Below are 26,829 nucleotides of genomic sequence, written 5' to 3'. Positions count from 1 at the left end.
GGTACTGCCCTCCCGGATACTCCAGCACCCACGTCCGGCCGCTTCGTCCGCGGGGGCGGCGGATTCAACGAGTGGGCTTCACGACATGCCCCAGTAGAGGGTTTCGAACGGGCGGACGAGCCGGACGAACAGCGGAGTCCGATTCCCGCCAGCGACCCGCGTCGTCCCGCGCCACGCTGAACGCCATGACCGCCACCTTCCCACCCCTCCCCATCCCCGCCACGGTGCTCAAGGAACTCCGTGTCCGTGATGACGCCGGCAAGCCGCCAAGCCCGTACCTGGACGACGAAGGCGGCGCGCCACTGCGCTGTTGCCTGCGGTCCAGTACCGCGGGAGACCGGATCGCTCTGATCTCCTACGCTCCGCTGCGCCGTTGGGCGGCACGGACCGGCACCGATCCCGGGGCCTACGACGAGCAGGGGCCCGTCTTCGTCCACGCCGAGGACTGCGGCGGCCCGGCCGGCGAGCACCTCGGCTACCCGTGGGCGCGCCCCGGCGCGCTGCGCGTCCTGCGCCGCTACGACGGCCGAGGGCACATCACGGGCGGTCGCCTGCTGGAGCTCCCCGACGACGCCCAGGCGGCTTTCGCACACGCGCTGGCCGAGGCCTTCGCCGACCCCGAGACCGCCCAGGTACATGTGCGCGCCGTCGAACACGGCTGCTACCACTTCTGCGTGGACCGCCCCTGAAGCAGAAAAACAGCGGCCCGGCGCTGCGCCACGGCACCCGGGGATGATTGGCTGGCCCTGGCCGATTCCACCCCGACCCGGCTTTGCCGGCAGGAGGACCCCGCAGTCATGAGCAGTGCCTACGCCTACGAATACAAGGTCGTCACCTTCCGGGAGTCGCTGATCGGCGACGCCCTGGACAGCGACAAGCTGGAGAAGGTCCTCAACAAGCATGCCGAGGACGGCTGGGCCCTCAAGGCCATCACCTCCGCCGACGTCAAGGGCCGCATAGGTCCCGGAGCCGTGGAGGGTCTGCTCCTGACCTTCGAGCGCCCGCGCGGCTGACCGGATCGCAGCCGGCAGCAGACCGAACGCCCCCCGACCCGCCGAGGTCCGGGGGGCGTTCGCCGTCCTCCCCGTCCTCCCCGTCCTGGACTCGCCCGTGCCCAACGGCGAGTGGGGACTCGGCCGCAAGTGGCCGAAAGGCGACGTGGTGATCGTCCAGGCCCCGTGGGTCACCGTCGGATGCCGTGGGCGTACCGACAGGAACACAAGCGTGGGAGTGCTGCGGCCGTCGGGCGAAATGGCGTGCGGGGCACCTCATCTTCAGCTCTGAGCCGCTCCCGACCGTCGAGGGCACGGCGCAGAGTGATGCAAAATCTTGCGTTGCTTGCGTTCGCTTGCGCTGTGGGATGCAAGTGTGGCGTGCGACTTGCGTGAGGAGTCGACCCCCGCATCCTCAAGCGAAGTTCCCTTTTCTGCCCGCTCGTTGGGCGGCTCCCGGTCGCCGACGCGGCGCATGCGCCGTCTCCATCACTGATGCATGGGTGCTTCTGGTGAAATTTGTGCAGTCCTGGCTGTAGACGGGCTCACTCTGCTCTGTAATATTTCGATGAAACAATGCAAAAGTCTGCGCATTGCTTCCCCCTCGGATCCCTTCGGGGATCACCCATGACCGTCGGGCCGGCCCCGCCGTCCCGACGCGTAGCGCCACTGCTCCGCACCGCACCTTTCTGCACCACTCCGTCAGGAACGAGCCGCCCTCGCAGCCCCTTCGGCGTGCGAGCCTCCGCAGGAAGTGACCCCGCATGACTCGACACAAGCCGAGATCCTGGAGACGACGCGCAGCGACCGCTGTGCTCGCCTCCGCCGTCATGGTTCTGGGCCTGCCGGCCGTCGGCGCACACGCGGCCGGGGGCCCGAATGCCGCCGCGGACGCCAAGACCACGGCGGGCAGTGCCCGCGCCGCGCACGCGGCCGTCAACGTCACCGACGGCGACACCGACACCTACTGGCAGGCCGGGAAGAAGTCGGCCCAGTGGGTCCAGACCGACCTCGGGCGGACCAAGCGGGTCCGCGAGGTCGTGCTGCGGCTGCCCGAGCAGTGGCAGACCCGCAAGCAGACGCTGGCACTCCAGGGCAGCGCCGACGGCAAGAGCTTCGCCACGCTCAAGTCGACGGCGCAGTACGTCTTCAGCCCGGGCAACGACAACACGGTCAAGGTCTCCTTCCCCGCGACCCTCGCCCGGTACGTACGGGCCGACTTCAGCGCCAACTCGGTCGCCGGCACCGCCCAGCTCGCCGAGCTGCAGGTCCTCACGACCGCCGCCTCGACCCCGAACCTCGCCCTGGGCAAGCCCTTCAGCGAGAGCGGGCACGCTGACGTCTACGGCGCGGCCAACGCCGGTGACGGCAACCGCAACACCTACTGGGAGAGCACCAACAACGCCTTCCCGCAGTGGCTCAAGGTCGACCTCGGCTCCTCGGTCCAGGTGAACCAGGTGACGCTGCGGCTGCCCAGCGGCTGGCCGAGCCGCAACCAGACGCTGAAGATCCAGGGCTCCACCGACAACCAGAACTTCACCGACCTGACGGCTTCCCAGGCGTACGCCTTCAACAGCTCCAACGACCAGACGGCGACGATCTCCTTCGACGCGACCACGACGCGGTACGTGCGGGCGCTGTTCACCGCCAACGACGGCTGGCCCGCCGGGCAGGCGTCCGAGCTGGAGGTCTACGGACCGGCCACCGGCGACACCCAGGCACCCACCGCGCCGGCCAACCTGGCCTACACCGAGCCGGCCACCGGGCAGATCAAGCTGACCTGGAGCGCGGCCACCGACGACACCGGCGTGACCGGGTACGACGTCTACGCCAACGGCCAGTTGCGGGCGAGCGTCGCGGGGAACGTCCTGACCTACACCGACACCCAGCCGGCCGGTACCGACATCACGTACTTCGTGCGGGCGAAGGACGCGGCGGGCAACGTCTCCGCCAACAGCAACAGCGTCACCCGCAAGGGAGCGAGCGGCGACACGCAGGCCCCGACGGCGCCCGGCAACCTCGCCTATACGCAGTCCGGCAGCGACGTGAAGCTCACCTGGCAGGCGTCGAGCGACAACGTGGCGGTCACCGGGTACGACGTCTACGCCAACGACCAGCTCGTCAAGACCGTGGCGGGCGACGTGACGACGTACACCGACACCCCGTCGGCGACGGCCTCGGTCACCTACTACGTGAAGGCGAAGGACGCCGCCGGGAACGTGTCGGTGGCGAGCAACAGCGTCACCCGGCCCGGATCCGGTGGCGGCTCAGACCTCGCCCAGGGCAAGCCCATCGAGGCCTCCTCGTACACCTTCACCTACGTCGCGGCGAACGCCAACGACGGTCAGATCGGCACCTACTGGGAGAGCGGCGGCGGCGCCTACCCGGCCACCCTCACCACCAAGCTGGGCGCCAACGCCGACCTCAGCCAGGTCGTCGTCAAGCTCAACCCGGACCCGGCCTGGTCCACCCGCACCCAGAACATCCAGGTGCTCGGCCGCGACCAGGACGCGACGTCCTTCACCAGCCTCGTCGCGGCGAAGGACTACACGTTCAACCCGGCCACCGGGAACACCGTGACCATCCCCGTCTCCGGCGCCGCCGCCGACATCCAGCTCAAGTTCGCCTCCAACACCGGCGCCCCGGGCGGCCAGGTGGGCGAGCTCCAGGTGATCGGTACCCCGGCCGCCAACCCGGACCTCAAGGTCACCGGCATCACCAACTCACCTGCGGCTCCCGTCGAGTCGGACGCCATCACCCTCTCCGCGACCGTCACCAACAGCGGCAGCAAGGCGTCCAAGGCCACCGACCTGAACTTCACGCTCGGCGGCACCAAGGCCGCCACGGCCGACGTTCCCGCCCTCGCGGCGGGCGACTCCGCGACGGTCACCGCGAGCATCGGCACCCGTGACGCGGGCAGCTACCCGCTCGGCGCCGAGGTCGACCCGTCGAACAAGGTCATCGAGCAGAACGAGGGCAACAACACCTTCACCCGCTCCGACGCCCTCGTCGTCAAGCCCGTCTCCAGCTCCGACCTGGTGGCAGCACCGGTCGCCTGGACGCCTTCCAGCGCCTCGGCCGGTGACAACGTCGCCTTCACCGTCGCCCTCAAGAACCAGGGGACGGTGGACTCCGCGTCCGGCGCCCACGGCGTCACGCTGACCGTCCAGGACGCCAACGGCGCCACCGTCAAGACGCTCAGCGGCTCCTACAACGGCACCATCGCCTCCGGGCAGACGACCGCACCGATCAGCCTCGGCTCCTGGACGGCCGTCAACGGCAAGTACACCGTCAAGACGGTCATCGCCGACGACACCAACGAACTGCCGGTCAAGCGCACCAACAACACCACCACACAGAACCTGTTCGTCGGCCGCGGCGCCGACATGCCGTACGACATGTACGAGGCCGAGGACGGCACGGTCGGCGGCGGTGCCAAGGTCGTCGGCCCCAACCGCACCATCGGCGACCTCGCCGGCGAGGCGAGCGGCCGCAAGGCGGTCACCCTCGACGCCACCGGCCAGTACGTCGAGTGGACGACCCGCGCCGCGACCAACACGCTGGTCACCCGCTTCGCGATCCCGGACGGCACCAACGCCACCCTCGACGTCTACGTGGACGGGCAGTTCCTCAAGGCGATCGACCTCACCTCGAAGTACGCCTGGCTCTACGGCAGCGAGACCGCGCCCGGCAACTCGCCCAGCTCCGGTGCCCAGCGCCACATCTACGACGAGGCGAACCTGCTGCTCGGCAAGACCGTCCCGGCCGGCTCCAAGATCCGCCTCCAGAAGGACGCCGCCAACACCTCCGCCTACTACGCCATCGACTTCATCAACACCGAACAGGCCACGGAGATCCCGAACCCGGACCCGGCCGCCTACACGGTCCCGGCCGGCTTCACGCAGCAGGACGTGCAGAACGCCCTCGACAAGGTCCGCATGGACACCACGGGCAAGCTCGTCGGCGTCTACCTGCCCGCCGGTGACTACGACACCTCCAGCAAGTTCCAGGTCTACGGCAAGGCGGTCAAGGTCGTCGGAGCCGGGCCCTGGTTCACCCGCTTCCACGCCCCTTCCTCGCAGGAGAACACCGACATCGGCTTCCGGGCCGAGTCCACGGCCAACGGCTCGACGTTCGCCGGGTTCGCCTACTTCGGCAACTACACGTCCCGGATCGACGGCCCGGGCAAGGTGTTCGACTTCTCCAACGTCTCGAACATCACCATCGACAACATCTGGGCCGAGCACATGGTGTGCCTCTACTGGGGCGCCAACACCGACAACATGACCATCTCGAACTCCCGCATCCGTGACACGTTCGCCGACGGCATCAACATGACGAACGGCTCCACGGACAACCACGTCGTCAACAACGACGCACGCGCCACGGGCGACGACAGCTTCGCCCTCTTCTCGGCCATCGACGCCGGCGGCGCCGACGAGAAGAACAACCTCTACGAGAACCTGACGTCCACCCTCACCTGGCGCGCGGCCGGCATCGCCGTCTACGGCGGCTACGACAACACCTTCCGCAACATCCGCGTCGCCGACACCCTCGTCTACTCCGGCATCACGATCTCCTCGCTGGACTTCGGCTACCCGATGAACGGCTTCGGCACCGATCCCACGACGATCGAGAACGTCTCCCTGGACAGAACGGGCGGCCACTTCTGGGGCTCCCAGGTCTTCCCCGCCATCTGGGCGTTCTCCGCCTCGAAGGTCTTCCAGGGCATCAGGGTCAACGACGTCGACATCGACGACTCCACCTACGGAGGCGTCATGTTCCAGACCAACTACGTCGGCGGCCAGCCGCAGTTCCCGGTGAAGGACACCATCTTCACCGACATCTCCATCACCAACTCCAAGAAGAGCGGAGACGCCTTCGACGCCAAGTCCGGCTTCGGGATCTGGGCCAACGAACTGCCCGAGCCCGGCCAGGGTCCCGCCGTCGGCGAGGCCACCTTCCGCAACCTGCGGATGAGCGGCAACGCCCAGGACATCAAGAACACGACCAGCACCTTCAAGATCAACATCGAGTAGGTCCCGAAGCGCGGTGAAGGGAAGGGGCGTCCCGGCGGGGACGCCCCTTCCTGCCGTGTCCGGCACCACCGTGACAGAGCGCTGGCGCGGTCACGTCGCCGAGCCGGGCGCACGGCTCGGTGCCGCCGTGAGGCAGCGCGTGAGCATCGCGACGTGTTCCCTCTCCAGCCGCCCGGCGTCGACGGCGTCGGGTTCGGCGATGTGCGTGTGGACGAAGAGGTCGACGGCCGGCCACCCTGACCGCACCCGACCAGGCGGTCTGCACGCGAGCGCGGCCGAAGGCGGCGAATGCCGTGCGCCGAGCGCGTCGGCGTGGGAGTCTGAGCGAGTCCGGGCCCACCGCTTTCCCCCGTAGCGGGTGGGCCCGGACTCGTCTTCAGCCGGCTTGTCGCCCCGCCCGTGCCGACCGCGCAGTGGACGGGACGCCCAGGTGGCAGCGAACATCCGCGACCCGACTACGGTGTGGACGGCTGCCGGTGCCCGGCGGGGCTGCTGTCAGCGGCCGTGCGGGGCAAGGGTCTGGCCGAAACGGGCGTCGGGGTCGGGGGCGTGCAGTGTGCCGCCGTTGAAGGACCATGAGCGGTTGAGAGAGGGCCCGCTGCCGGCGGAGGGGAACACCCACACTCCGCCGTTGTCGCTGTCCTCGCCGGGAGCGCCGACGATCAGGCCGGCCCTCTTGTCGCGGTCGGCGTCGATGAGCCGTACCGCGGCGCCGAACTGGTCACCGCGTTCCGGGCTTCCAGGGACGGCGCGTGGGCTCTGGCTGAGCACACGGATGTCCTTCGTGGTCAGGCCGGACGCAGAACCGCGCATGACCCAGACGCTGCCGGCGTCGACGGCGCGGCCGATGTCGTTGCCCGGTGCGCCGATCGCCACGTCGTCGTATCCGTCGCCGTCGACGTCCCGGACGCTGAGTGCGGCGCCGAAGCGGTCGGCGGGCTTGTTGACGCCCGGGACGCCCGGCGAGTTCTGCGTCCAGTACTGACGGTTGTATCCGCCCTCCGGGCTGCCCGGCCCGGACGGTCCGCCGAAGTGGACGAAGAACCCGCCGGGGGTGGTCAGGTGGCCCTGGGAGTCCCGGTCGTCGGGAGTGCCGACGACGACGTCGGTGTAGCCGTCCTTGTTCACGTCCCCCGAGGCGCCGACCTGGCCGCCGCCGGTCAGTTCGTAGCGGTCCGCCCACCCGCCACGTCCGCCCGACACGTACATGGCCCGGCCGTACACGCCGGCCTTGTCGAACGTCCCGCTCCCGAGGATGACGAGGTCGTCCGCGCGGTCCTTGTTGTAGTCGCCCATGGTGAGGGCGGTGGGATGGAAGTCCGAGGGCACGAACCTGGACAGGGAGGTGTAGTCCGTCTCCATCCGGCGGCCGTCGGAGACGACCTCGAAGCCGAAGGACCACAGGGTGTCCTTGGACAGGATGGCCACCGACGAGTCGTCCACCTTGAACCAGCCGGCGGCCAGGGCGGCCCCGAACCGGTTGCCCGCCACCGGGAGGATCTCCTGCAGCCCCCTGCTGCCGGTGGCGCGCAGCCCGGTGGATGATCCGAACAGGACGGTGGCCGAGCCCGCGTCGACGGCCGCACCGATGTCCGTGCCGGGGGTGCCGACGATCAGGTCGTCGTAGCCGTCCCGGTCGAGGTCGGCGGTGGCCGTGGCCTGCCCGAAGTGGTCGCCGGTCCGGGCGAGGCCCACCACACCGGGGGTGCTCATGCTGAACGTCGCCCGGTGCGCGAGGGACAGGCCGCTCGCGGAGCCGTACAGGACGGCGACGTAGCCGGCGCCCTTCTTCCCGCTGACGGTTCCGCCGGGGGCCGAGACCACGAGGTCGCGGTAGCCGTCGTTGTTGAAGTCGTCGTGCGTGATGGGCGCGGGGGCGGCGTCGGCGGGCGGGGCCGTCGCCGTGATGGTGGCGCCGACGGTCAGCAGCAGGGTCGCGGCGGCGACGCCGGCGGTGCGGCGCGGCCTGCGGGTGGCGGAGGGTCTGTTCTGGCGCACGGTGAGGCTCCCGGGATCTCACTGCGAGGCCGGACACGGACACGGACGGCACCGGGCCGCGGAGCCCCGCCGCCCGCCGCCGACTGTGGGACCTGCCGGCGAGCCGAAGGGTTGTGCGAGGCCGTCCACCCCCCGGGCAGGAGTCTGGAGCGGAACCAGCTGAGAAGCTGGCTTCATGAGGGACAAGGCCGGCGGGCTTCAAGGCGGGACGGTTCACCCGGGAAAGTACGCGCGCGTCGAACGGGAGAGACGGTTCTTGCTGGCCGAAGCACCGGAACCCGCCACGGTGACGGTCACCCGGATGATCACCGACCGCTATCTGGTGGGAACGCGTCTGCGTCTGCGCCGCGCCGAGCGGCCGGACGGTGGCTGCGAGCTCAAGCTCACCCAGAAGGTACCGATCGCCCGGCCGGGCGCGGTTCAGGGACTGATCACGAATACGTACTTGTCGCCGACCGAGTACGAACTGCTCGCCTCACTGCCGGCTGCGGTACTGTCCAAGACGCGTTTCAGCGTGCCGCCCCTGGGTGTTGACGTCTTCGACGGCCCGCTGCGGGGCCTGGTCCTGGCGGAGGGCGAGTTCACGACCGACGAGGAGGCACAGCGCTTCGTGCCCCCTCCAGAGTGCGTGGCAGAGGTGACCGACGACACCCGCTTCACCGGAGGCCGCCTCGTCGAGACCTCTCGCCACGATCTGCTCCAGTGGCTGGCCGAGTACGGGCTCCCCCCGGCGACTCGCTAGCAGCCGAAGTCGCCCGAACTCTGCCGGTCGTCCTCCCTACGGCCCCCTTCGCGGCGGGCTCACCCGTTGCGCAGCCTGGTCCACGTGTTCGGGCCGATGATGCCGTCGGCGGGCAGGCCGCGACTGGTCTGGAATGCCTTGGCGGCACTGGTGGTGAGGGGGCCGAAGACGCCGTCGACTCCCCTCGGGCCCACGTAGAAGCCCCAGAGCTGGAGCAAGCACTGGGCCTCACTCACCGTGTCCCCGGCAGCGCCCTCGCGGATCGTGGGAGGCGTGAGCCGGGAGTCGAAGCCGCAGAAGGCCGGATCGGCCAGCGCGGAGGGGGCCGCGGCCCGGAGCAGGGCAGTGGCGGCGGGCGGCGTCCTCGCGGGAGCAGGAGCCGCGGCGGCGACGGTGGCAGCGCCGGCCAGTACGAGGGCGGCGATCGCGGCGGTGAGACCTCGTGTGATGTGCATGATGCTCCTTCGGTGGTGACCGGTACTGGGCCGCGCGGTCGAGCCGCCGTCCTCACCGGACGAGATGACGCCCGGAAGAGGGGCCTCAACGTGCGTGGCAGGGCGGCCCGCAGCGGGCCGCCTCAAACGCGTGCACACCAAGAGTGACTGATCGACCACATAGAGCTATAGGGCGTGGGGGGTGGCGCGCGGAGCAGACCGTCGCCGACAGGCGGCCACCTCCCTGTGGGCGTGGACCCAGCTCACCGGGCGTGATCCCGAAGCAGCGCGCGTACGCCGTCACCGCCGCCGTGTCACGTTCTGTGGAGCCGCGCGCCTCTGCTCCCGCTCGGTCTGTATGGTCGCGCTCGTACGTACGGTCGGGACCGAGCAGACGGGCGGCGAACTCCTCACCGCCGCCGAGGACGCCTCCCCCCGGGGGGGCTCGGCAGGGGACGGTCCGAAGCTCAACGCGATCCCGGGGACGCGGCGCCTCGCCGGTGCCGCGCGCGGGTGGTCAGTCCCGTCCGGCGCGCGGCAGGACCTGGACCGTGTCGCCGACGGCACGCTCGCCGGTGGCGTCGGACGTGACGTTGACGAGGCTGCCACCGACGGCCATGGCGGTGGAGCCGCCGCCGTCCAGGTTGAGCGCCTGTACCGCGCCGAGTGAGCGCATGAACCGGGCGGCCTCGGCGAGCGTGAAGCCTTCGCTGACACCGGGCTGCCGGCCGTCGACGGTGACGAGGAGCAGCCGCCCGCGACCGTCGACGCCGGCCAGGGTGCGCGGCTGGCGCACGTTGGACCAGGCGAACCCGAAGGAGAGGTCGAGCGGGTCGAGCGTGCCCTCGGCGGTGGCGTCGATGTGGACGCGGCCGTCCTCGACCAGGGTCGGGGCGGCGCTGACGACGCTGTCGTCGGGGCCGAGCCGGACCTGCCTGCCCGAGGCGTCCCGGACCGTCTCCCGCAGTTCCAGCCGGCGGCCCGTCGCGGCGTGTTCGGCGAGCCAGGCGGCTGCGGCCCCGGTGCCCTGGAGGACCGAGCCGCCGGCGGGCACGGAGCCGCCGCGGTCGCCTTGGGAGACGACGACACCGTGCCGGTCGAGGACCACCTGGACGCCGGTGCCGGTCGGCAGGGGTGCCCCGAACTCGGAGGTGAACCTCACCAGGTCGTCCGCGAGCGAGCAGGTGACGTCCTGGCGGGGGAGCTCGGTGGGTACGGCGCCGGGGCGGCCGCAGTTGCGCACCTTGCCCGGGACCCGGTTGATGCCTTGCACCGCGTGGACGGCGGAGCCGGAACGGACGGTCACGGTGGTGGACAGGTCCGCGACCCGGACGTGCCGTCCGCCGTCGGCGAGGATCAGCGCGGCACGGGAACCGGCCGCCATGGACTGCAACTCGCCGCGCACCACGGACAGTCCGGCCGAGGTGCCCTGGGCGCCGTCCGCGTCGGAGGTGACGAAGAATCCGCCGTTGACGCCGACCAGGGAGCCCAGGCGGGCGGCCACCGTCGAGGTCTTCTCACGGTCGGCGGCGTCCCCGCCGTCACTCACCTCGATCGTGCCGCGCAGCCGGGCCGGGTCGACGACGGCGACGTGGACGCGTTCCGCGTCGGCGGGCCGGCGTCCGTCGTAGCCCGTCCAATCGACGGAGGTTCGGAAACCGGCGGCCGACATCGCCGAGCCCAGCGTTCCCGCCTCGGCCTGCGTGGCGTACTCGCCGACCCTGACCTGCCAGCCCATCGTGCCGTGCGGCGTGTCGGCGTACTGGTCCCAGGTCACCTGCTCGACGCGCGGTGCGAACCCGGCGGCCCGCAACTGCCCGGCGGTGGTGTCGGCCCAGCCGCGGTCACCCAGCGGGGCCCAGGTGGCGGCACCCGTCAGGCGGTTGACGGCCGGAGCCTGGACGGTGACCGTCCAGGCACCGGCGGCCCGCGGGTCACTGAGCACCCCGGTACGGACCTCGACCCCGGGCGCCACGTACCGAGTGGTCCACGCGACGGCATCCGCGGCGGCGTCCCCGGTCCGCGTGCTCGCGCCGGCCGGCGGAACGAACGCGACCAGGGCCAGCACGGTCCCCAGCACGAAACCCCGTCCCGCCCTCCGGCGCCCACCCCGTACCGCGCGCCCGAACGTCCCGGCTCTCACAGACATGCCTCTCCCGACGTACGACTCGACGTGTGCGGCGCCACCCGTCATACCCGCACCGCCCCGCCATCCCAGGCCGACTCCAAGACCCCTGCGTGAAGCGGCGGACACCTGGTGGAAAAGCCTGTACGACATCCGACACACCCTCATGTCCTTGGTGGGTTCGGGTGGCGCGCCACGGTGCGTACGTGGCCCTGGAAGGACTCGCCCTCAGATATGGACGGCACGTTCATTTCATGGTTATATGAACGCGTCGTTCATTTGTGCGCATCTGAAAGGGAGACCCCCATGAGCACCCCCACCACCGACCGTGTCGCACTGGTCACCGGAGGCTCGGGCGGCATCGGCCGCGTCGCGGCCGAGCGGCTCGCCGAGGACGGTTTCGCGGTCGCCGTGCAGTACGCGGGAAACAAGGCCAGGGCCGAGGACACCGTGGCCGCGATCACCGCCGCCGGCGGCAGGGCCCTGGCAGTGGGCGGCGACGTCGCCGACGAGAGTGCGATGAGCGCGGCCTTCGACGCGGTCGAGTCGGCCTTCGGCGGCATCGACGTGGTCGTGAACACCGCCGGCATCATGATCCTGTCCCCGATCGCGACGTTCGACCTCGCCGACCTGGACCGGATGCACCGCACGAACATCCGCGGCACCTTCGTCGTCTCCCAGCAGGCGGCACGCAGGGTCCGCCCGGGTGGCGCGATCGTCAACGTCTCGACCTCGGTGGTCCGCACCCAACTGCCCGGCTACGGCGCCTACGTCGCCAGCAAGGCCGCCGTCGAGGGCCTGACCCTCATCCTGGCCCGTGAGCTGCGCGGCCGGGACGTCACCGTCAACGCCGTCGCGCCCGGCCCCACCGCCACACCGCTGTTCCTGGACGGCAAGGACGACGCCACCATCGCGAACTTCGCCAAGGCGACCCCGCTGGAGCGGCTCGGCGGGCCCGAGGACATCGCCGAGGTCGTCTCGTTCCTGGCCGGTCCCGCCCGCTGGGTCAACGGACAGGTCCTCTACGCCAACGGCGGACTCGCCTGACCCCCGCCGCACCCGCACCGCCCCGCCCCTGCACTGTCATCGCGGAAAGGAACCACGTCCATGTCCACCACCGGCAACGTCGTCGTCATCACCGGCGCCTCCAGCGGTTTCGGAGCACTCACCGCCCGTGCGCTGGCGGACGCCGGCCACACCGTCTACGCCGGCATGCGCCAGACCACCGGCCGCAACGCGCCCCAGGTCCGGGCCGCCGCCCACTACGCCGACGAGCACCACGTCGACCTGCGGTCCATCGAGCTCGACGTGAACTCCCAGCTCTCGGTCGACACCGCCGTCGCACAGATCGAAGCCGAGCACGGCCGCGTCGACGTGCTGATCCACAACGCCGGGCACATGGTGACCGGGCCGGCCGAAGCCTTCACCCCCGACCAGCTCGCCGAGCTCTACAACGTGAACGTCCTGTCCACCCAGCGCGTCAACCGCGCCGTGCTGCCGGGCATGCGCCGACGCCGGCGAGGACTGGTGCTCTGGGTGTCCAGCACCAGCGTCAAAGGCGGTACCCCGCCCTACCTCGCCCCCTACTTCGCGGCCAAGGCCGCCATGGATTCCCTCGCGGTGTCCTACGCCGGCGAACTCGCCCGCTGGGGCGTGGAGACCTCGATCGTCGTCCCCGGCTCGTTCACCAGCGGCACCAACCACTTCGCTCACTCCGGCCACCCCGACGACACCGCCGTCGAGGCCGAGTACGAGAGCCGGTACCCCGGCCTCATGGACCAGATGGCGACAAAGCTCGCCGCCCTCGCCCCCGAGGACGCGCCCGCGTCGCTCGTCTCCGAGGAGATCGCCCGCATCGTCGCCCTGCCCGCCGGAAAGCGCCCCTACCGCGTGCACGTCGACCCCGCCGACGACGGATCCGAGGAGGTCTCCGAGACCGCCGACCGTATCCGCCTCTGCTTCCTCACCCGCATCGGCCTTGCCGACCTGCTCACCGTCCAGAGCTGAAACCCCTGGCCCGGGACGGCAAGAGGGACGTCAGACCGTGCGTCCCGGGGCCACTCACGGTGGAGACATTTACCATGAGCAACATCGAAATCCCCGCAGCCATCCAGACCTTCGTCGAGGCGACCAACCGCGGCGACGCCGAGGCGTTCGCCGCCGCGTTCACCCATGACGCCGAGCTCGACGACTGGGGCCGCGAGTACCGCGGCCGCGACGGCGTGCGCGCCTGGGACCGGACCGACAACATCGGCGTACAGGCGCATCTCACGCTCGACGCGATCGAGCCCGGCGCGTCGTCCGACACCTATGTCGCGACCCTGACCGTGACCGGCAACGGCTACAACGGCACCGGCCCCATGACCTTCCGCCTGCACGACGGGCTGATCGCGAGCCTGCGGATCGCTCCGTGACACCGCGCGTGACCTGACACAGAAACCGACCCGCCTCCCGGCAACCGAGCAGGAGCACACATGGCGCACGATACGAACCGACCCACCGCCGGGGAGGGCAGCGGTCGCGGCCGGGGGCGCCGGCCCGCGGACGAGGTGCGGGCGGACGTCCTGCACACCGTCGGGGAACTGCTGCTCGGCGAAGGCATCGCCGACCTCACCTTCGAACGCGTCGCCCGGGCATCGGGCGTCAGCAAGACCACCCTCTACAAATGGTGGCCCTCCAGAGGCGCGCTCGCCCTCGACGGCTACTTCCACGCCGTCGAGGACACGCTCGCCTTCCCCGACACCGGGGACATCCGCGCCGACCTGCTCGCCCAGCTCCGCGCCTTCGCCCAGGTCATGACCCAGACCCCGGGAGGGCGCATCCTGGCCGAGCTCATCGGCGAGTCACAGACGGACCAGGACCTGGCCACCGCCTACCGGAAGCTGTACTCGTCGCAGCGGCGCCGGCTGGCGGGAGAACGTCTCCACCGAGCCCAGGAACTCGGCCAGATCCGCACCGACATCGACGTGCAGATTCTCGTCGACCAGCTCTGGGGCGCCGTCTACCACCGGCTGCTCATCCCCGACGAACCCGTCACCGACGACTTCGTCGTCGGACTCGTGAACAACGTGCTGGACGGAGTCCGCCCGAGGTAGTCCGGTGATGTCAATCAGCGCCGCCGAGGATCGGGCGGGCAGGCCGCAGTGGATGGTGCTGAAGTCGGAGCTGCGGCCAGCCGCGTGCGGTGACCGCGCCGGCGACGAGGTGTCTGCGGTTCAGGGGCATGGGGGAGCCTGCTGGCACGATCCGGACGTGAAGGGACCAGGACCCGCGGGCTGATCACCGGGGCGGCTGGGGCATTTCAACGTTGGAAGGTAGAGACCAATCGGCATGACAGCACGGACCGGCGAGCAGTGCGGTGATGAACCCGGTGGCGACGTCGGGCGTGCGGTCCGCCGTCGCCCGTACGGTGGCGGACCGCACCCTTTTCATGGTCGGCGCAGGAGACTTGGCGCGGCCCGGGGAGGCGTTCGCCGACTCCGGGCGGGCGTCAGGGAGCGCACCCGGCCGGAGTGGCCCGTGAGGCGTCCGAGATCAGCGCCTGCTGGGCCGTCCTGAGCCGCTGGACGTCGGGCTTGACGACCCTGCGGTCGTACGTCAGCAGGCCGTTGAGCTCACCCTCGACGTCCGAGATCTGGGTGTACACCGCGCCGTTGCCGCCCTGGCAGGCCAGCGCGTGGACCTCGGCGAGCTTGGCCAGGTAGTCGTCGGTGTAGGTCGCCGGGTCGACGTCGACGTACGACTGCTGCACGGACCAGGCGTGTCCCGGTACCGCGAGGCCGAGGCCGCCGTACTCGCCGCTGACCAGGGCACGTCGGCCGTCGGGGTGGGGCGGCAGGGCCGGACTGGGATAGCCGTGTTCGTCCATGATGTCGCCGGTGCCGCCGTCCTCGCCGAGGTTGAGCCCGGACATGGAGTTGACCAGCCGGGTCGGGTCCCAGGACTTGGCCTGGTCGGCGATGCGGGCCATGTCGTACTGGCCCCAGCCCTCGTTGAAGGTGACCCACATGACGACCGACGGGCTGCTGTAGTGCTCGTCGATCATCTGCTTCATCTCGCGCTCGTACTCGGCGCGCGCCTGCGCGGACGGGTTCACCCCGGCCGTCATCGCGGGCATGTCCTGCCACACCATCAGTCCGAGCCGGTCGGCCCAGTAGAACCAGCGGTCGGGCTCGACCTTGATGTGCTTGCGCACCGCGTTGAAGCCCATGCTCTTGTGCATCTTCAGGTCGTAGGCGAGCGCCTCGTCCGTCGGGGCGGTGTACAGGCCGTCCGGCCAGAAGCCCTGGTCCAGCGTGGCCATCATGAAGACCGGCTTGCCGTTGAGGAGGGTGCGCGGAACGCCGTTCACCTTCTCCACCTTGACCGACCGCATCCCGAAGTAGCTGCCGACGCGGTCGGCTCCGACGCTCACCTTCAGGTCGTAGAGGTACGGGTCGTCGGGCGACCACAGACGCGGGTTCCGGATGCGCAGGGTCAGAGGCTCGCCGCTGCGCCCGGTGACCGTGGCCACCTTGTGCTTGCCCTCGTAGGCCGTCGCCGTGACCGGCAGTCCGTCGCGGACGCCCTGCGGCTCGACGGTGAGAGTGCCGGCGTCGACGTCCGGGGTGAGCTTGAGCCGGTCGACGTGGTCGGCGGCCACCGGCTCCATCCACACCGTCTGCCAGATACCGGAGGTCGGCGTGTACCAGATGCCGCTCGGGTCCAGGCGCTGCTTGCCGACCGGCGGGTTCTCGCCGTCGGCGGCGTCGGTGGGGTCGTAGACGCCGACGATCAGCTCCTGGGTGCGGCCGGGCTTCAGCGCGTCGGTGATGTCGGCGCTGAACTTGTCGTACCCGCCCTGGTGTTCGGTCACCTTGGTGCCGTTGACGTACACCTCCGCCCGCCAGTCGACCGCGCCGAAGTTCAGCTGCAGCCGCTTGCCGGAGCCGATCTTCCAGCCGGCCGGGACGGTGAAGGTACGCCGGTACCACATGCGGTCCTCGTGCCGTTCCAGCCCGGACAGCTGTGACTCGACGGGGTAGGGGACGAGGATCTTCTCGGCGAGCTTCTTGCCCACGGGCGGCTGTTCTCCTGCCGTGGCGGCGGCGAACTGCCAGGTGCCGTTGAGGTTCTGCCAGTCACGGCGCGTGAGTTGGGGCCTCGGGTACTCGGGGTGGGCGTTGCCCGGCCCGACCTGGTCGGCCCACTTGGTGCGCAACTCGTACGTCGACCTGTTGGCACCGCTGCTCCAGAAGGAGTGGACAACGTTGCCATCCGTGCCGGCCAGGCCGCCTTGACCGTCGTAGCGCACGTCGGCGAGACCCGACGCGGTGCCGGTCTTGTTGCCGACGACGGGCTCCTTCAGTGTGATCAGCAGCTTCCGGGGGTCGGCGGAGTCCAGTCGGGCATCGCCCAGGGGCCAGGTGGCGCCCCCGATCACGGCGTTCAGGTGCTCGCCGAGACCGGCCGGCGGCGCGCCGAGCGGCCGCGCGAAATCGAGGGCGAGGGTACGGCCGCTCGCCTGGACGGCGGTGGAGACGGCTCCGTCGTAGTCGAAGCCGTCGGGCAGGCGGAACGCGGACTGCGGTACGGCTGTCTTGGTGCCGCCGGGCGGGGTCCAGCGCAGGTGGAGGTTGGAGCCGCCGTAGTGCTCGAAGTACTCGACCTTGATGTCGTAGGCCTTGCCCGCCGTCAACTCGACCGGCTGGCCCGTCTGTTCACGATCCCAGTCGTCCACCCAGTGGTCGATGACCAGTTGCCCGTCCACCCACAGCCGGAAGCCGTTGTCGCCGATGATCGAGAAGGTGGTGGGGCCGGTCTTCTCCGGGACGATCTTCCCGGTCCAGCGGACGCTGACGTCGTCCGACTGACCGGTGGCGAAGTTCAGACGCGGCTCCAGGGTGTCGAAGTCGAGGTTCGGGTCGAACCCGGTGGCTTTGAGCTCGTGGAAGTCGAAGGCGCCGGGGGCGGACTGGGTGTAGTAGTCGCCCTTGAGGCCGTGGACTTCCACGGGATCGTCGGCCGCGGTGGCGGCGGGTGCCGCGGTGAGGCCGGCCAGGCCCAGTGCCGCGGCGAGCAGCAGGGCGAGGCGTTGCCCGAGAGGTCTGATGCGCACGAATCCTCCTTGGGTGAGGAAGGGTGGCGGCTCGTTGCTTCTGTCTGTACAACGTTGGAAGGAACGGCAGTTGGCATGAGAGCACGGCTCTCGGCCTGTGTCCAGGGACATGACAATCCCCGGGGCGCGGGGCACTCATCGACGCTGAGGAGATCCCTTGCGGGTCAGCCTGAGGGACGTGGCGGAACGCGCGGGCGTTTCGATCAAGACCGTGTCCAACGTGGTGAACAACTATCCGCACGTCACCCCGGCCATGCGCGCCCGGGTGCAGGCGGCGATCGACGAGCTCGGCTACCGGCCCAATCTGACCGCGCGACATCTGCGCAAGGGCCGGACGGGGATCATCGCGCTCGCCGTTCCCGAGCTCGGCAACCCGTACTTCGCGGAGCTGGCCGGCGCGGTGATCGACGCGGCCGCGGAGCACGAGTTCACCGTCCTGCTCGACCACACGCGGGGCGAACGCGAACAGGAGATCCTGGTCAGCCAGGGCTTCCGGGGCGGGGTGATCGACGGCCTGATCCTCAGCCCGCTGACCCTGGAGGCCGAGGACCTGCGGGGCCGGTCCGGCGACGTGCCGCTGGTGCTGCTCGGGGAGCGCGAGTACGGCCTGCCCTTCGACCACATCGCGATCGACAACGTGGCGGCGGCCCGGTGCGCGGTGCGTCATCTGCTGGGCCGCGGCCGGACCCGGATCGCCTACCTCGGCGTGCGCACCGACTCCGTGAACCGGCCCGCCCACCTGCGACTGGACGGCTGGCGTGCGGAGCTGGCGGCGGCCGGGGTGCCCGCGCCGGACAGCCTCGTGGTGCCGGTCGGCGGCTGGGACCGGGACGACGGCGCGCGTGCGATGGCCGAGCTACTGGACTCCGGCGTGCGTCCGGACGCCGTCTTCGCCTTCAACGACCTGATCGCGATCGGCGCGATGCGGGTGCTGCACGAGCGGGGTCTGCGGGTGCCCTGGGACGTGGCGGTGGTGGGTTTCGACGACATCGTGGAGGGGCGGTTCGGTGCCGTCACCCTGACGACGGTCTCGCCGGACAAGCAGGCCATCGCCAAGATGGCCGTGGCCTCGCTGCTGCGCAGCCTGTCGGGCCGCGCGGAGCCCGGCGGCCGCGAACTGACCGCGAAATTCGAGCTGGTGGAGCGGGAGAGCACCTTGGGCCGGCGGTGACGAGATTTCGGACGGAAGGCTTTACACGACCCTTCCAACGATGTAAAAACCTCCCCTGAACGACGAGCACGCCGAGTTGACGCAAGAGCAAGCCTCCCCGAGAGCGCTCTCAGCTCCGGGGCCGTGCCGTTTGGGGACACTCATGAAGCCCACCGCACTTGCCCGTCGCACCTCCGCTCGAACACTTCTCGCCGCCGGCCTCCTGGCGAGCCTCGCGCTCACGACCGGATGCACCAAGTCCGAGGACGACTCGGACACGAAGCCCTCCACCTCGCAGCAGGACGACGCCGGCCAGGTGGTCGCCTCGCCCGGCACCGCCTCCGGCCCGACCTGCGCCATCGACGCCTACGGCGGACAGGAACTCGACCTGAAGAACGCCACCGTCGGCTTCTCCCAGTCCGAGAAGGAGGCCAACCCCTTCCGGATCGCGGAGACCGCCTCCATCAAGGCCGAGGCCAAGGCGGAGGGCGTCAAACTGCTCACCGCCAACGCCCAGTCGCAGTTCTCCAAGCAGATCAGCGACGTCCAGGACCTCATCGCCAAGGGCGCGAACCTGTTGGTCATCGCCCCGCTCAACTCCGACGGCTGGGAGCCGGTGCTGCGCACCGCGGCCGCCAGGCACATCCCGATCGTGACCATCGACCGCAAGATCAACGCAGCGGCCTGCAAGGACTATGTGAGCTTCATCGGCTCCGACTTCGTGGAGCAGGGCAAGCGGGCCGCGGACCAGATGATCCAGGCGACCGGCGGCAAGGGCGAGATCGCCATCCTCCTCGGCGCGGCCGGCAACAACGTGACCACCGAGCGCACCAAAGGCTTCGAGGACCGCATCAAGGAGAAGGCACCCGGCCTGAAGGTCGTGTTCCGCCAGACCGGCGAATTCGCCCGCGAGAAGGGCCAGTCGGTCACCGAGAACCTCATCCAGTCCAAGCCCGGCATCACCGGGATCTACGCCGAGAACGACGAGATGGGCCTCGGCGCCGTCAACGCCCTCAAGGGCGCGGGCAAGAAGCCCGGCGACGTCAAGATCGTGACGATCGACGGAACCCGCAACGCCGTACAGAGCATCGTGGACGGCTGGATCTACGCGGTCATCGAGTCCAACCCGCGCTTCGGGCCGCTCGCCTTCCAGACCCTCGACACCTTCACCAAGGGCGAGAAGGTCGGGCAGGACATCGTTATCAAGGACAGCGCCTACGACAAGGGCAACGCCCGGTCGGACCTCGGCAAGGCCTACTGACGTGCTCTCGGTCACCCAGCTGTCCAAGACCTTCCCCGGCGTGCGCGCGCTGTCCGACGTGGACTTCACCGCGTGCGCCGGACAGGTGCACGCGCTCGTCGGCGAGAACGGCGCGGGCAAGTCGACCCTCATCAAGGTGCTCACCGGCGTGTACCGGCCCGACCAAGGCGAGGTGACGTACGACGGTGAATCCGTCCGCTTCACCACACCGCTCCAGGCCCAGCAGGCGGGCATCTCCACCATCTACCAGGAGGTCAACCTCGTCCCGCCGATGAGCGTGGCCCGCAACCTGTTCCTCGGCCGCGAACCGCTCGGCCGGCTGGGCCTGATCGACTTCCGGCGCATGCACTGCGAGGCCGACGAGGCGCTGCGCGGACTCGGCATCCGGGTCGACGTGCACCGGCCGCTGCGCGAACTCGGCGTCGGCGCCCAGCAGATGGTCGCGCTCGCCCGCGCCATCGCCGTCGAGGCCCGCGTCGTCATCATGGACGAACCGACCTCCTCCCTCGAACCACGCGAGGTGCGGACCCTGTTCGAGGTGATCCGCATGCTCCGCGAACGCGGCGTCGCCGTCGTCTACGTCAGCCACCGCATGGACGAGCTGTACGAACTCTGCGACACGATCACCGTCCTGCGCGACGGCCGCGTCGTGCACACCGGCCCGCTCGCCGACCTCGACCGGCTGCGGCTGGTGGCGATGATGCTCGGCCGGGAGATCGGCGAGGTACGCGCGGAAGGCCTGACCAAGTTCTCCGGCTCGCACGACACCGACGCCGAACCGGTCCTGACCGCAACCGATTTGACGGCACGTCATCAACTGCGGAACGTGTCGCTGTCGGTCCGCCCCGGCGAGGTCGTCGGCCTGGGCGGGCTGCTCGGCTCCGGCCGCAGCGAGACCGCGAAGGCCATCGCCGGGGCCCTCCCCACCGACACCGGCCGGGTCGTCGTCGCCGGCGTCCCGGTACGGCCGGGCTCGACCGCCGCCGCCATCCGCGCCGGCATCAGCCTGCTGCCGGAGGACCGCAAGAGCGAGGGCATCATGCCGGGTCTGTCGGTCCGCGAGAACATCGCGCTCGCCGCGCTGCCCGGCCTGTCCCGCTTCGGCCTCGTCGACGACGCCCGCGTCGACCGGATCGTGGACACGTTCATGAAACGGCTCCGCATCAAGGCCGCGGGAGCGCACCAGAAGGTCGGCGAACTCTCCGGCGGCAACCAGCAGAAGGTCCTGCTGGCCCGCTGGCTCGCCCTGCACCCCAAGGTCCTGCTCCTGGACGAGCCGACCCGCGGCATCGACGTCGGCGCCAAGGCCGAGGTGCAGGCACTCATCGACGAACTCGCCGACGACGGCCTCGCCGTGCTGCTGATCTCCTCCGACACCGAGGAACTGATCGAGGGCAGCGACCGCGTGGTGGTCCTCAAGGACGGCGCCGTGGTCCGCGAACTGACCGGTGACGCCGTCACCGAGGGCGAGCTGATGCGCGCCATCGCCGCCGTACCCGCTGGAGGGAGCGATGACTGAACTCACCTTCGCGCGCGGCGCGCTGGACCGTGCCCGGCTGCTGCGCCTGCTGCAGGAGTACGGCGTGTACACCGGCGTCCTGGTGCTGCTGCTGTTCAACTTCGCCTTCACCCCCCACTTCGCCTCCGCCGAGAACTTCCGCACCCAGGCCGTCCAGGTAGCCCCGGTTCTGATCGTCGCGCTGGGCATGGCGCTGGCGATCGGCACCGAGGGCGTCGACCTGTCGGTGGGTTCGGTGATGGCACTGGCCACCTCCCTGCTCTCCCTCTACCTCGGCTACGGGCCCTGGATCGCCACGCTGATCGCGGTCATCGCCGGTGCCGTGGTCGGCGTCGCGAACGGCGCGCTGATCGCGTTCGTCGGCGTCCAGCCCATCGTCGCCACCCTCGCCCTGATGGTCGCCGGCCGCGGACTGGCCCTGGTCCTGCTGCCCCAGCTCAAGGACGTACGCGATCCCGGCCTGGCGGCACTCGGCTCCGGTGACGTCCTCGGCGTGCCCTACCTGGTCCTCATCGCCGCGGCGCTCGCGGTGCTGGTCGCGTTCGTGATGCGCCGCACCACCTTCGGACGGCAGGTCCTGGCCATCGGCGACAGCCGTGCCGCGGCCCGGCTCGCCGGACTCCCGGTACGCCGGGTCCTGGTCGTGGTCTACGTCTGCTCCGGCGCCCTCGCCGCGATCGCGGGCGTGCTCGCCACCGCCCGCCTCGCCGCGAGCGACCCCACCTCCCTCGGCACCCTGATGGAACTGTCCGCCATCACCGCCGTGGTCGTCGGCGGCACCCCGCTCAGCGGCGGTCGGGTGCGCATCGGCGGGACGGTCGCGGGTGCCGTGCTCATTCAGCTGCTCACCACCACCCTCATCAAGCACGATCTGCCGCCGTCGTGGACCCAGATCGCCCAGGCCGTGGTGATCGTCCTCGCCGTCTACGCGGCCCGGGAACGAGGCAGGCGATGACCACGAAGACCGAAGAGGCCGGAATGCGGGCCGACACCGCGAGCCGCAGGGGCGCCGGGCCGGGGCGCATGAACCGCTCCGAGCGGCTGAGCGGGCTCGCGCAGCAACACGGCGCCCTGGTCACCCTCGTGATCGCCATGGCCGTGGCATCGCTGAGCTTCGACACCTTCCTGACGGGCGACAACCTGGAGAACATGGCGCTGTCCTCGGCGTTCCTCGCCGTGGTCGCCCTCGGCATGACGTTCGTGATCGTCACCGGCGGCATCGACCTGTCGGTGGGATCGCTGTTCGCCCTCGGCGGCGTCCTCGCCGCCTGGGGCTCGCGGTACGGCACGGCGGTGGCCCTGCTGCTGCCGGTCGCCGTCTGCGGACTGATCGGTCTGGTCAACGGAGTGCTGATCGCACGGGTCCGGCTCGCGCCGTTCATCGTCACCCTGGCGGCGATGCTGGGCGCCCGGGGCATCCTGCTGGCCATCACCGACGAGGGCTCGACGACGTATCTCGTCGACAAGGACTCCTTCTTCGCCGCCCTCGGACAGGGTTCCCTGGGCGGCATCGGAGTGCCCGTGTGGATCACCGTGGCGCTGTTCGTGCTCGGCGCCGTCGTGCTGCGCCGGACCCGATTCGGGCAGTACGTCTACGCGGTCGGCGGCAACGAGGACGCGGGAGCCCTGATGGGCGCACCGGTGGCCCGTACGAAGATCTCCGTCTACACGCTCTCGGGCCTGTGCGCCGGGCTCGCCGGCGCCCTCAACGCGGCCTGGCTGCTGTCCGGCGTGACGATTCTCGGCAGCGGCATGGAGCTGGAGGCCATCTCCGCCGTGGTCATCGGCGGCACCCTGCTCAGCGGTGGGTTCGGCTTCATCAGCGGCTCCCTCGTCGGGGTGCTGCTGCTGAAGGTCATCCAGAACGTGATCAACCAGATCGGCTCGCTCGACTCTGCCTACCAGCAGGTCGTCAGCGGGGCGTTCCTGGCCGTGGTGGTGGTCGCCCAGACCTGGCTGGGCCGGAGACGGAGAGTGCTGTGAAACCTTCCTTGCCGAGATCCCGCCGCAGGCTGCGCCGCCCCGTCGTCGTCCAGACGGTGGCCGTCGCGGCACTGGGGTTCTGTCTGGTCACCCCGGGCGTGGGGGCGGCGGACACCGGCGGCCGGCCGACTCACCCCGCCGCGGTGACCGTCCAGGACGCCCGCTTCGAAGTCCTGTCACCGACCTTGATCCGGACTGAGTACGCGGGGGACGGCCGCTTCGAGGACAGCCCCACCTTCAACGCCGTCGGCCGGGACTCCTTCACCCCGCCCCCCTACACCTCGTCCGTCAGCGGCGGCGTCCTGACCATCACCACCAGCGCCATGACCCTGCGCTACCGGGTCGGCTCCGGCCCCTTCGACGCCGACAACCTGACGACGTCCTTCAAGGCGGGGCCGACGCCGGCGCTCGCGGCACCCTGGCAGCACGACGTCTGCGCCGTCGGCGCCCTGTGCGAGGCGGAGGACCAGCTGTACGACGGTCCGGGCCTGGCCACGGATCACAGCGGGTTCACCGGCAAGGGCTTCCTCGCCGGCTTCGAGGTGGACGACAACTCCCTCGCCGCCGACGTGCGGGCACCGTCCGCCGGCACCTACGACCTCGCCGTGCGCTACGCCAACGCGGTGGGCAGCGACGGCCACCACGAGGCACGCACCCTCAGCCTCAGCGTGGACGGCGGCGCCGACAGGACGTTCACGCTCCCCGCGACATCGGACTGGAACACCTGGGGTGTGGCCCGCCTGCCGCTGACGCTCGACCCCGGTCCCCACACCGTCAGGCTGCACCGCACCGCCACCGACTCCGGAACCGTCAACATCGACAGCCTCGCCCTCCTCACCACCGGCGCCACCTACCCCGGCCGGGCTCAGACCACGGTCAACGGCTGCCGTTTCGGGACCAGTTGCGAGGCCGAGGACGCCCTCCTGTCGGGCTCCGCGATCACCGCCACCGATCACAAGAGCCACGCCGGCTACGGCTTCACCGCCGAACTCAACCAGGGATCCGCCGTCTCGGACCGGATCACCGGCGTACCCGCCGACGGCACCTACCTGCTCACCCTGCGCTACGCCAACGGCACCGGCGGCGACGGCCTGCACCAGCCACGGACGATCGAAGTCGGCACCGGTGACGGCACCTCCCACACCCTCACGCTCCCGGCCACCGACGACTGGGACGCCTGGCAGTCGGCGTCCGTCCCCGTCGAGTTGACGGCGGGCACCGATCAAGTCACCCTGAGCTGCCCGGAGTCCACCAGCTGCCACGTCAACCTGGACACCCTCGCCCTGAGCCGGCAAGGAGAGCCCGCCCCCGCACCCCACCTCGCCCTGGGCGGCTACCGCCGCAGCCTCGACGGACTCAACGGCGACAACGACTCCACCCCCTGGACCACACCCGGTCTCCTGCACCGCGACGGCTGGTACCTGCTCGACGACACCCCCTCCGCGGTCTACGACACCGGCACCAAGAAGGCCACCCCACGCCCCGCCCACGGCGGCCGGCCCTACCAGGACGGCTATCTCTTCGCCTTCGGACACGACTACCAGCAGGGCCTGTCCGACCTGGCCACCCTGACCGGCCCGTCACAGCTGCTGCCCCGATGGGCCTACGGCGTCTGGTACTCCGAATACATCGACCGCACCGCGAGCGACTACGAGAACACCATCCTGCCCGCGTTCCGCGCCGCGGACGTCCCCCTGGACGTGCTGGTGACGGACACCGACTTCAAGTCGCCCAACACCTGGAGCGGCTGGAACTTCGACCCGGCCAAGTTCCCCGACCCCAAGGCCTTCTTCGACTGGTCCACCGGCCAAGGGCTGCACAACACCCTGAACGTGCACCCGAGCATCCTCGGCACCGACCCGCAGTTCGCGAAGGCCCAGGACACGGCCAAGGGCAAGCTGCGCAAGGGCGGTTGCGCGGGCAGCGCGGGCTCGGACTGCTACACCTTCGACTTCGGCGACCCCGACCAGCTCAAGGCCTACCTCGACCTGCACCGGCCGATGGACCAGGCCGGCAACGACTTCTGGTGGCTGGACTGGTGCTGCGACGCCTCCCGCTCCTCCCGGTCCGGAGCCACCCCGGACGCATGGATCAACCAGGAGTACGCCGACCTCACCTCCTCGGAGACCGGCGACCGCGGCTTCGTCCTGTCCCGCGCCTACGGTTCCTTGCAGGCCGGCGGCTACAGCGGAGGCGTAGGCCTGCCCACCGGCCCCTGGGCCGACAAGCGCAGCACTCTCCACTTCACCGGTGACACGACCTCGAACTGGGGCACCCTGCGGGCCGAAATCGGCTACACACCGGGGGAGTCGGCCGCCACCGGCCTCGCCGCCGTCAGCCACGACATCGGCGGCCACAACGACGGATACGGCATCCCCGGGGCCGAGACCTACACCTCGAACGGCCAGACCCACCGCACCACCAAGCTGCCCGACGACCTGTACGCCCGGTGGGTGCAGTTCGGCACCTTCCAGCCCGTCGACCGTCTGCACAGCAACCACAGCGACCGACTTCCCTGGCAGTACGGCCCCGAAGCACAGAAGTCCGCCGAGAAGTTCCTCCGGCTGCGCGAGGCCCTCGTGCCGTACACGTACACCCTGGCGCACGAGGCCACCACCACCGGCACCCCGATCGTGCGCCCGCTGTACCTGCAGTACCCGGAGGAGGGGAACGCCTACACCAAGGCGGACAGCGAGTACCTCTACGGCCCCGACATGCTGGTCGCCCCCGTCACCACCCCCGGCACCGACACGACCACGTCGGTGTGGTTCCCTCCGGGCCGGTGGACGGACTACTTCACCGGCCGCACCTACACCGCACCGGCCGGCGGAGCCACGCACGACATCACGACCACCTTGGACACCATGCCGGTCTTCGTCCGGGCGGGCGGCATCGTCACCACCCGGTCCGACAACGTGCCCAACGACAGCCAGAGCCCACTCGACAAGGTCAGCGTCACGGTGGCCCAGGGCACATCCGGCGCGTTCTCTCTCTACGAGGACGACGGCACCAGCCCTGCTCCCGGACGTACGGCAACCACCCGGATCCGCTACGCCGAACACAAGGGCACCCACCTGCTGACGATCGCACCGGCCAAGGGAACCTTCCACGGACAGGTCGGCCGCCGCACCTGGACCGTGTCCTTCCTCGGCGTGACCGCACCACCGAAGGAAGTCACGGTGGGCGGCGCCCGATCGACCACCTCGGCCTGGCACTGGGACGCCGACACTCAACTCCTGCGGATCACCCTGCCCGCGCAGAGCATCCGCGCTGCCGCGGCCATCGCGTACAAGTAGAAGGGCGGTTACTCGAGCGGGCCCTGCCGCGCATGTCGTGCTTGGCGACAGGGCCTGGCAGGCCTCGGCGCGGTCGGCGTGCCGAGGCCTGCCGCGGATCACTGCACCCCGTCGGCCAGCGCCGGTGACCGGGGCTTCTCCTCGGGGGCGGACTCGGTGCCGGCGACGCTACGGCGGATCGTCTCCAGCGGCA

Annotated in this window: 19 protein-coding genes; 14 read left to right on the top strand and 5 right to left on the bottom strand. The window is 70.4% G+C overall.

Features of this window, described 5'->3' with window-relative positions:
- Positions 1-185: 185 nt before the first annotated feature.
- From ABT137_RS35790 to ABT137_RS35780, 3 genes are all read left to right on the top strand, one after another.
- Positions 186-689, top strand: a complete 504-nt coding sequence (locus ABT137_RS35790; protein ID WP_351715303.1) for a DUF1203 domain-containing protein — start codon at positions 186-188, stop codon at positions 687-689.
- A gap of 108 nt (positions 690-797) precedes the next feature.
- Complete coding sequence (locus ABT137_RS35785; protein ID WP_089106991.1) at positions 798-1,013, top strand: DUF4177 domain-containing protein; 216 nt, start codon at positions 798-800, stop codon at positions 1,011-1,013.
- Between the two features lie 743 nt (positions 1,014-1,756).
- A complete protein-coding gene (locus ABT137_RS35780; RefSeq protein ID WP_351715302.1) occupies positions 1,757-6,031 on the top strand; it encodes a discoidin domain-containing protein in 4,275 nt (1,424 codons plus the stop codon).
- Between the two features lie 90 nt (positions 6,032-6,121).
- On the opposite strand, the gene ABT137_RS35775 is transcribed toward ABT137_RS35780, so the two are convergent.
- A complete protein-coding gene (locus ABT137_RS35775) occupies positions 6,122-6,277 on the bottom strand; it encodes a hypothetical protein (protein ID WP_351715301.1) in 156 nt (51 codons plus the stop codon).
- A 249-nt stretch (positions 6,278-6,526) separates the two neighbouring features.
- Positions 6,527-8,029, bottom strand: a complete 1,503-nt coding sequence (locus ABT137_RS35770) for an FG-GAP and VCBS repeat-containing protein (RefSeq protein WP_351715300.1) — start codon at positions 8,027-8,029, stop codon at positions 6,527-6,529.
- A gap of 256 nt (positions 8,030-8,285) precedes the next feature.
- Between ABT137_RS35770 and ABT137_RS35765 the strand changes: the two genes are divergently transcribed.
- Positions 8,286-8,771 (top strand): CYTH domain-containing protein, encoded by a 486-nt coding sequence (locus ABT137_RS35765; protein ID WP_351715299.1) that lies wholly within the window; start codon positions 8,286-8,288, stop codon positions 8,769-8,771.
- A gap of 59 nt (positions 8,772-8,830) precedes the next feature.
- On the opposite strand, the gene ABT137_RS35760 is transcribed toward ABT137_RS35765, so the two are convergent.
- Together ABT137_RS35760 and ABT137_RS35755 are read right to left on the bottom strand one after the other, a co-directional pair.
- Positions 8,831-9,226 (bottom strand): peptidoglycan-binding domain-containing protein, encoded by a 396-nt coding sequence (locus ABT137_RS35760; protein ID WP_351715298.1) that lies wholly within the window; start codon positions 9,224-9,226, stop codon positions 8,831-8,833.
- Positions 9,227-9,722: 496 nt separating this feature from the next.
- Positions 9,723-11,285 carry a phosphodiester glycosidase family protein gene (locus ABT137_RS35755; RefSeq protein ID WP_351715297.1) on the bottom strand — a complete coding sequence of 521 codons (1,563 nt, stop codon included), beginning with the start codon at positions 11,283-11,285 and terminating at the stop codon, positions 9,723-9,725.
- Between the two features lie 351 nt (positions 11,286-11,636).
- Here ABT137_RS35755 and ABT137_RS35750 point away from each other — a divergent pair, with 351 nt between their 5' ends.
- The 4 genes from ABT137_RS35750 (at position 11,637) to ABT137_RS35735 (ending at position 14,425) form a co-directional block, all read left to right on the top strand.
- A complete protein-coding gene (locus tag ABT137_RS35750) occupies positions 11,637-12,377 on the top strand; it encodes an SDR family oxidoreductase (protein WP_351715296.1) in 741 nt (246 codons plus the stop codon).
- A 60-nt stretch (positions 12,378-12,437) separates the two neighbouring features.
- Positions 12,438-13,337 carry an SDR family oxidoreductase gene (locus tag ABT137_RS35745; protein ID WP_351715295.1) on the top strand — a complete coding sequence of 300 codons (900 nt, stop codon included), beginning with the start codon at positions 12,438-12,440 and terminating at the stop codon, positions 13,335-13,337.
- 74 nt (positions 13,338-13,411) lie between these two features.
- Complete coding sequence (locus ABT137_RS35740) at positions 13,412-13,744, top strand: nuclear transport factor 2 family protein (protein WP_351715294.1); 333 nt, start codon at positions 13,412-13,414, stop codon at positions 13,742-13,744.
- A gap of 60 nt (positions 13,745-13,804) precedes the next feature.
- Positions 13,805-14,425: a TetR/AcrR family transcriptional regulator gene (locus ABT137_RS35735; RefSeq protein ID WP_351715293.1), complete on the top strand. Its 621-nt coding sequence runs from the start codon at positions 13,805-13,807 to the stop codon at positions 14,423-14,425.
- A gap of 395 nt (positions 14,426-14,820) precedes the next feature.
- Here ABT137_RS35735 and ABT137_RS35730 read toward each other — a convergent pair whose 3' ends face one another.
- Positions 14,821-17,427, bottom strand: coding sequence for a PA14 domain-containing protein (locus ABT137_RS35730; protein ID WP_351715292.1), 2,607 nt, complete (start codon positions 17,425-17,427; stop codon positions 14,821-14,823).
- A 157-nt stretch (positions 17,428-17,584) separates the two neighbouring features.
- On the opposite strand from ABT137_RS35730, the gene ABT137_RS35725 reads away from it, so the two are divergent.
- The 6 genes from ABT137_RS35725 (at position 17,585) to ABT137_RS35700 (ending at position 26,636) form a co-directional block, all read left to right on the top strand.
- On the top strand, positions 17,585-18,598 hold the full coding sequence (locus ABT137_RS35725; protein ID WP_351715291.1) for a LacI family DNA-binding transcriptional regulator: 1,014 nt from the start codon (positions 17,585-17,587) through the stop codon (positions 18,596-18,598).
- Positions 18,599-18,740: 142 nt separating this feature from the next.
- Positions 18,741-19,838, top strand: a complete 1,098-nt coding sequence (locus ABT137_RS35720; protein WP_351715290.1) for an ABC transporter substrate-binding protein — start codon at positions 18,741-18,743, stop codon at positions 19,836-19,838.
- 1 nt (position 19,839) lies between these two features.
- Positions 19,840-21,357: a sugar ABC transporter ATP-binding protein gene (locus ABT137_RS35715; protein ID WP_351715289.1), complete on the top strand. Its 1,518-nt coding sequence runs from the start codon at positions 19,840-19,842 to the stop codon at positions 21,355-21,357.
- Positions 21,350-22,312, top strand: coding sequence for an ABC transporter permease (locus ABT137_RS35710; RefSeq protein ID WP_351715288.1), 963 nt, complete (start codon positions 21,350-21,352; stop codon positions 22,310-22,312). Before ABT137_RS35715 ends, ABT137_RS35710 begins: the two co-directional genes overlap by 8 nt.
- Entirely contained in the window at positions 22,309-23,340 is a 1,032-nt protein-coding gene (locus ABT137_RS35705; protein WP_502984625.1) for an ABC transporter permease, read from the top strand. The genes ABT137_RS35710 and ABT137_RS35705 overlap by 4 nt, the downstream gene beginning before the upstream one ends.
- Positions 23,337-26,636 (top strand): TIM-barrel domain-containing protein, encoded by a 3,300-nt coding sequence (locus ABT137_RS35700; RefSeq protein WP_502984624.1) that lies wholly within the window; start codon positions 23,337-23,339, stop codon positions 26,634-26,636. The genes ABT137_RS35705 and ABT137_RS35700 overlap by 4 nt, the downstream gene beginning before the upstream one ends.
- Positions 26,637-26,829 lie beyond the last annotated feature (193 nt).

This window comes from Streptomyces sp. NPDC001980, assembly GCF_040296885.1.
Classification (GTDB): domain Bacteria; phylum Actinomycetota; class Actinomycetes; order Streptomycetales; family Streptomycetaceae; genus Streptomyces.
This window is presented reverse-complemented; position numbering and strand designations above follow the sequence as displayed.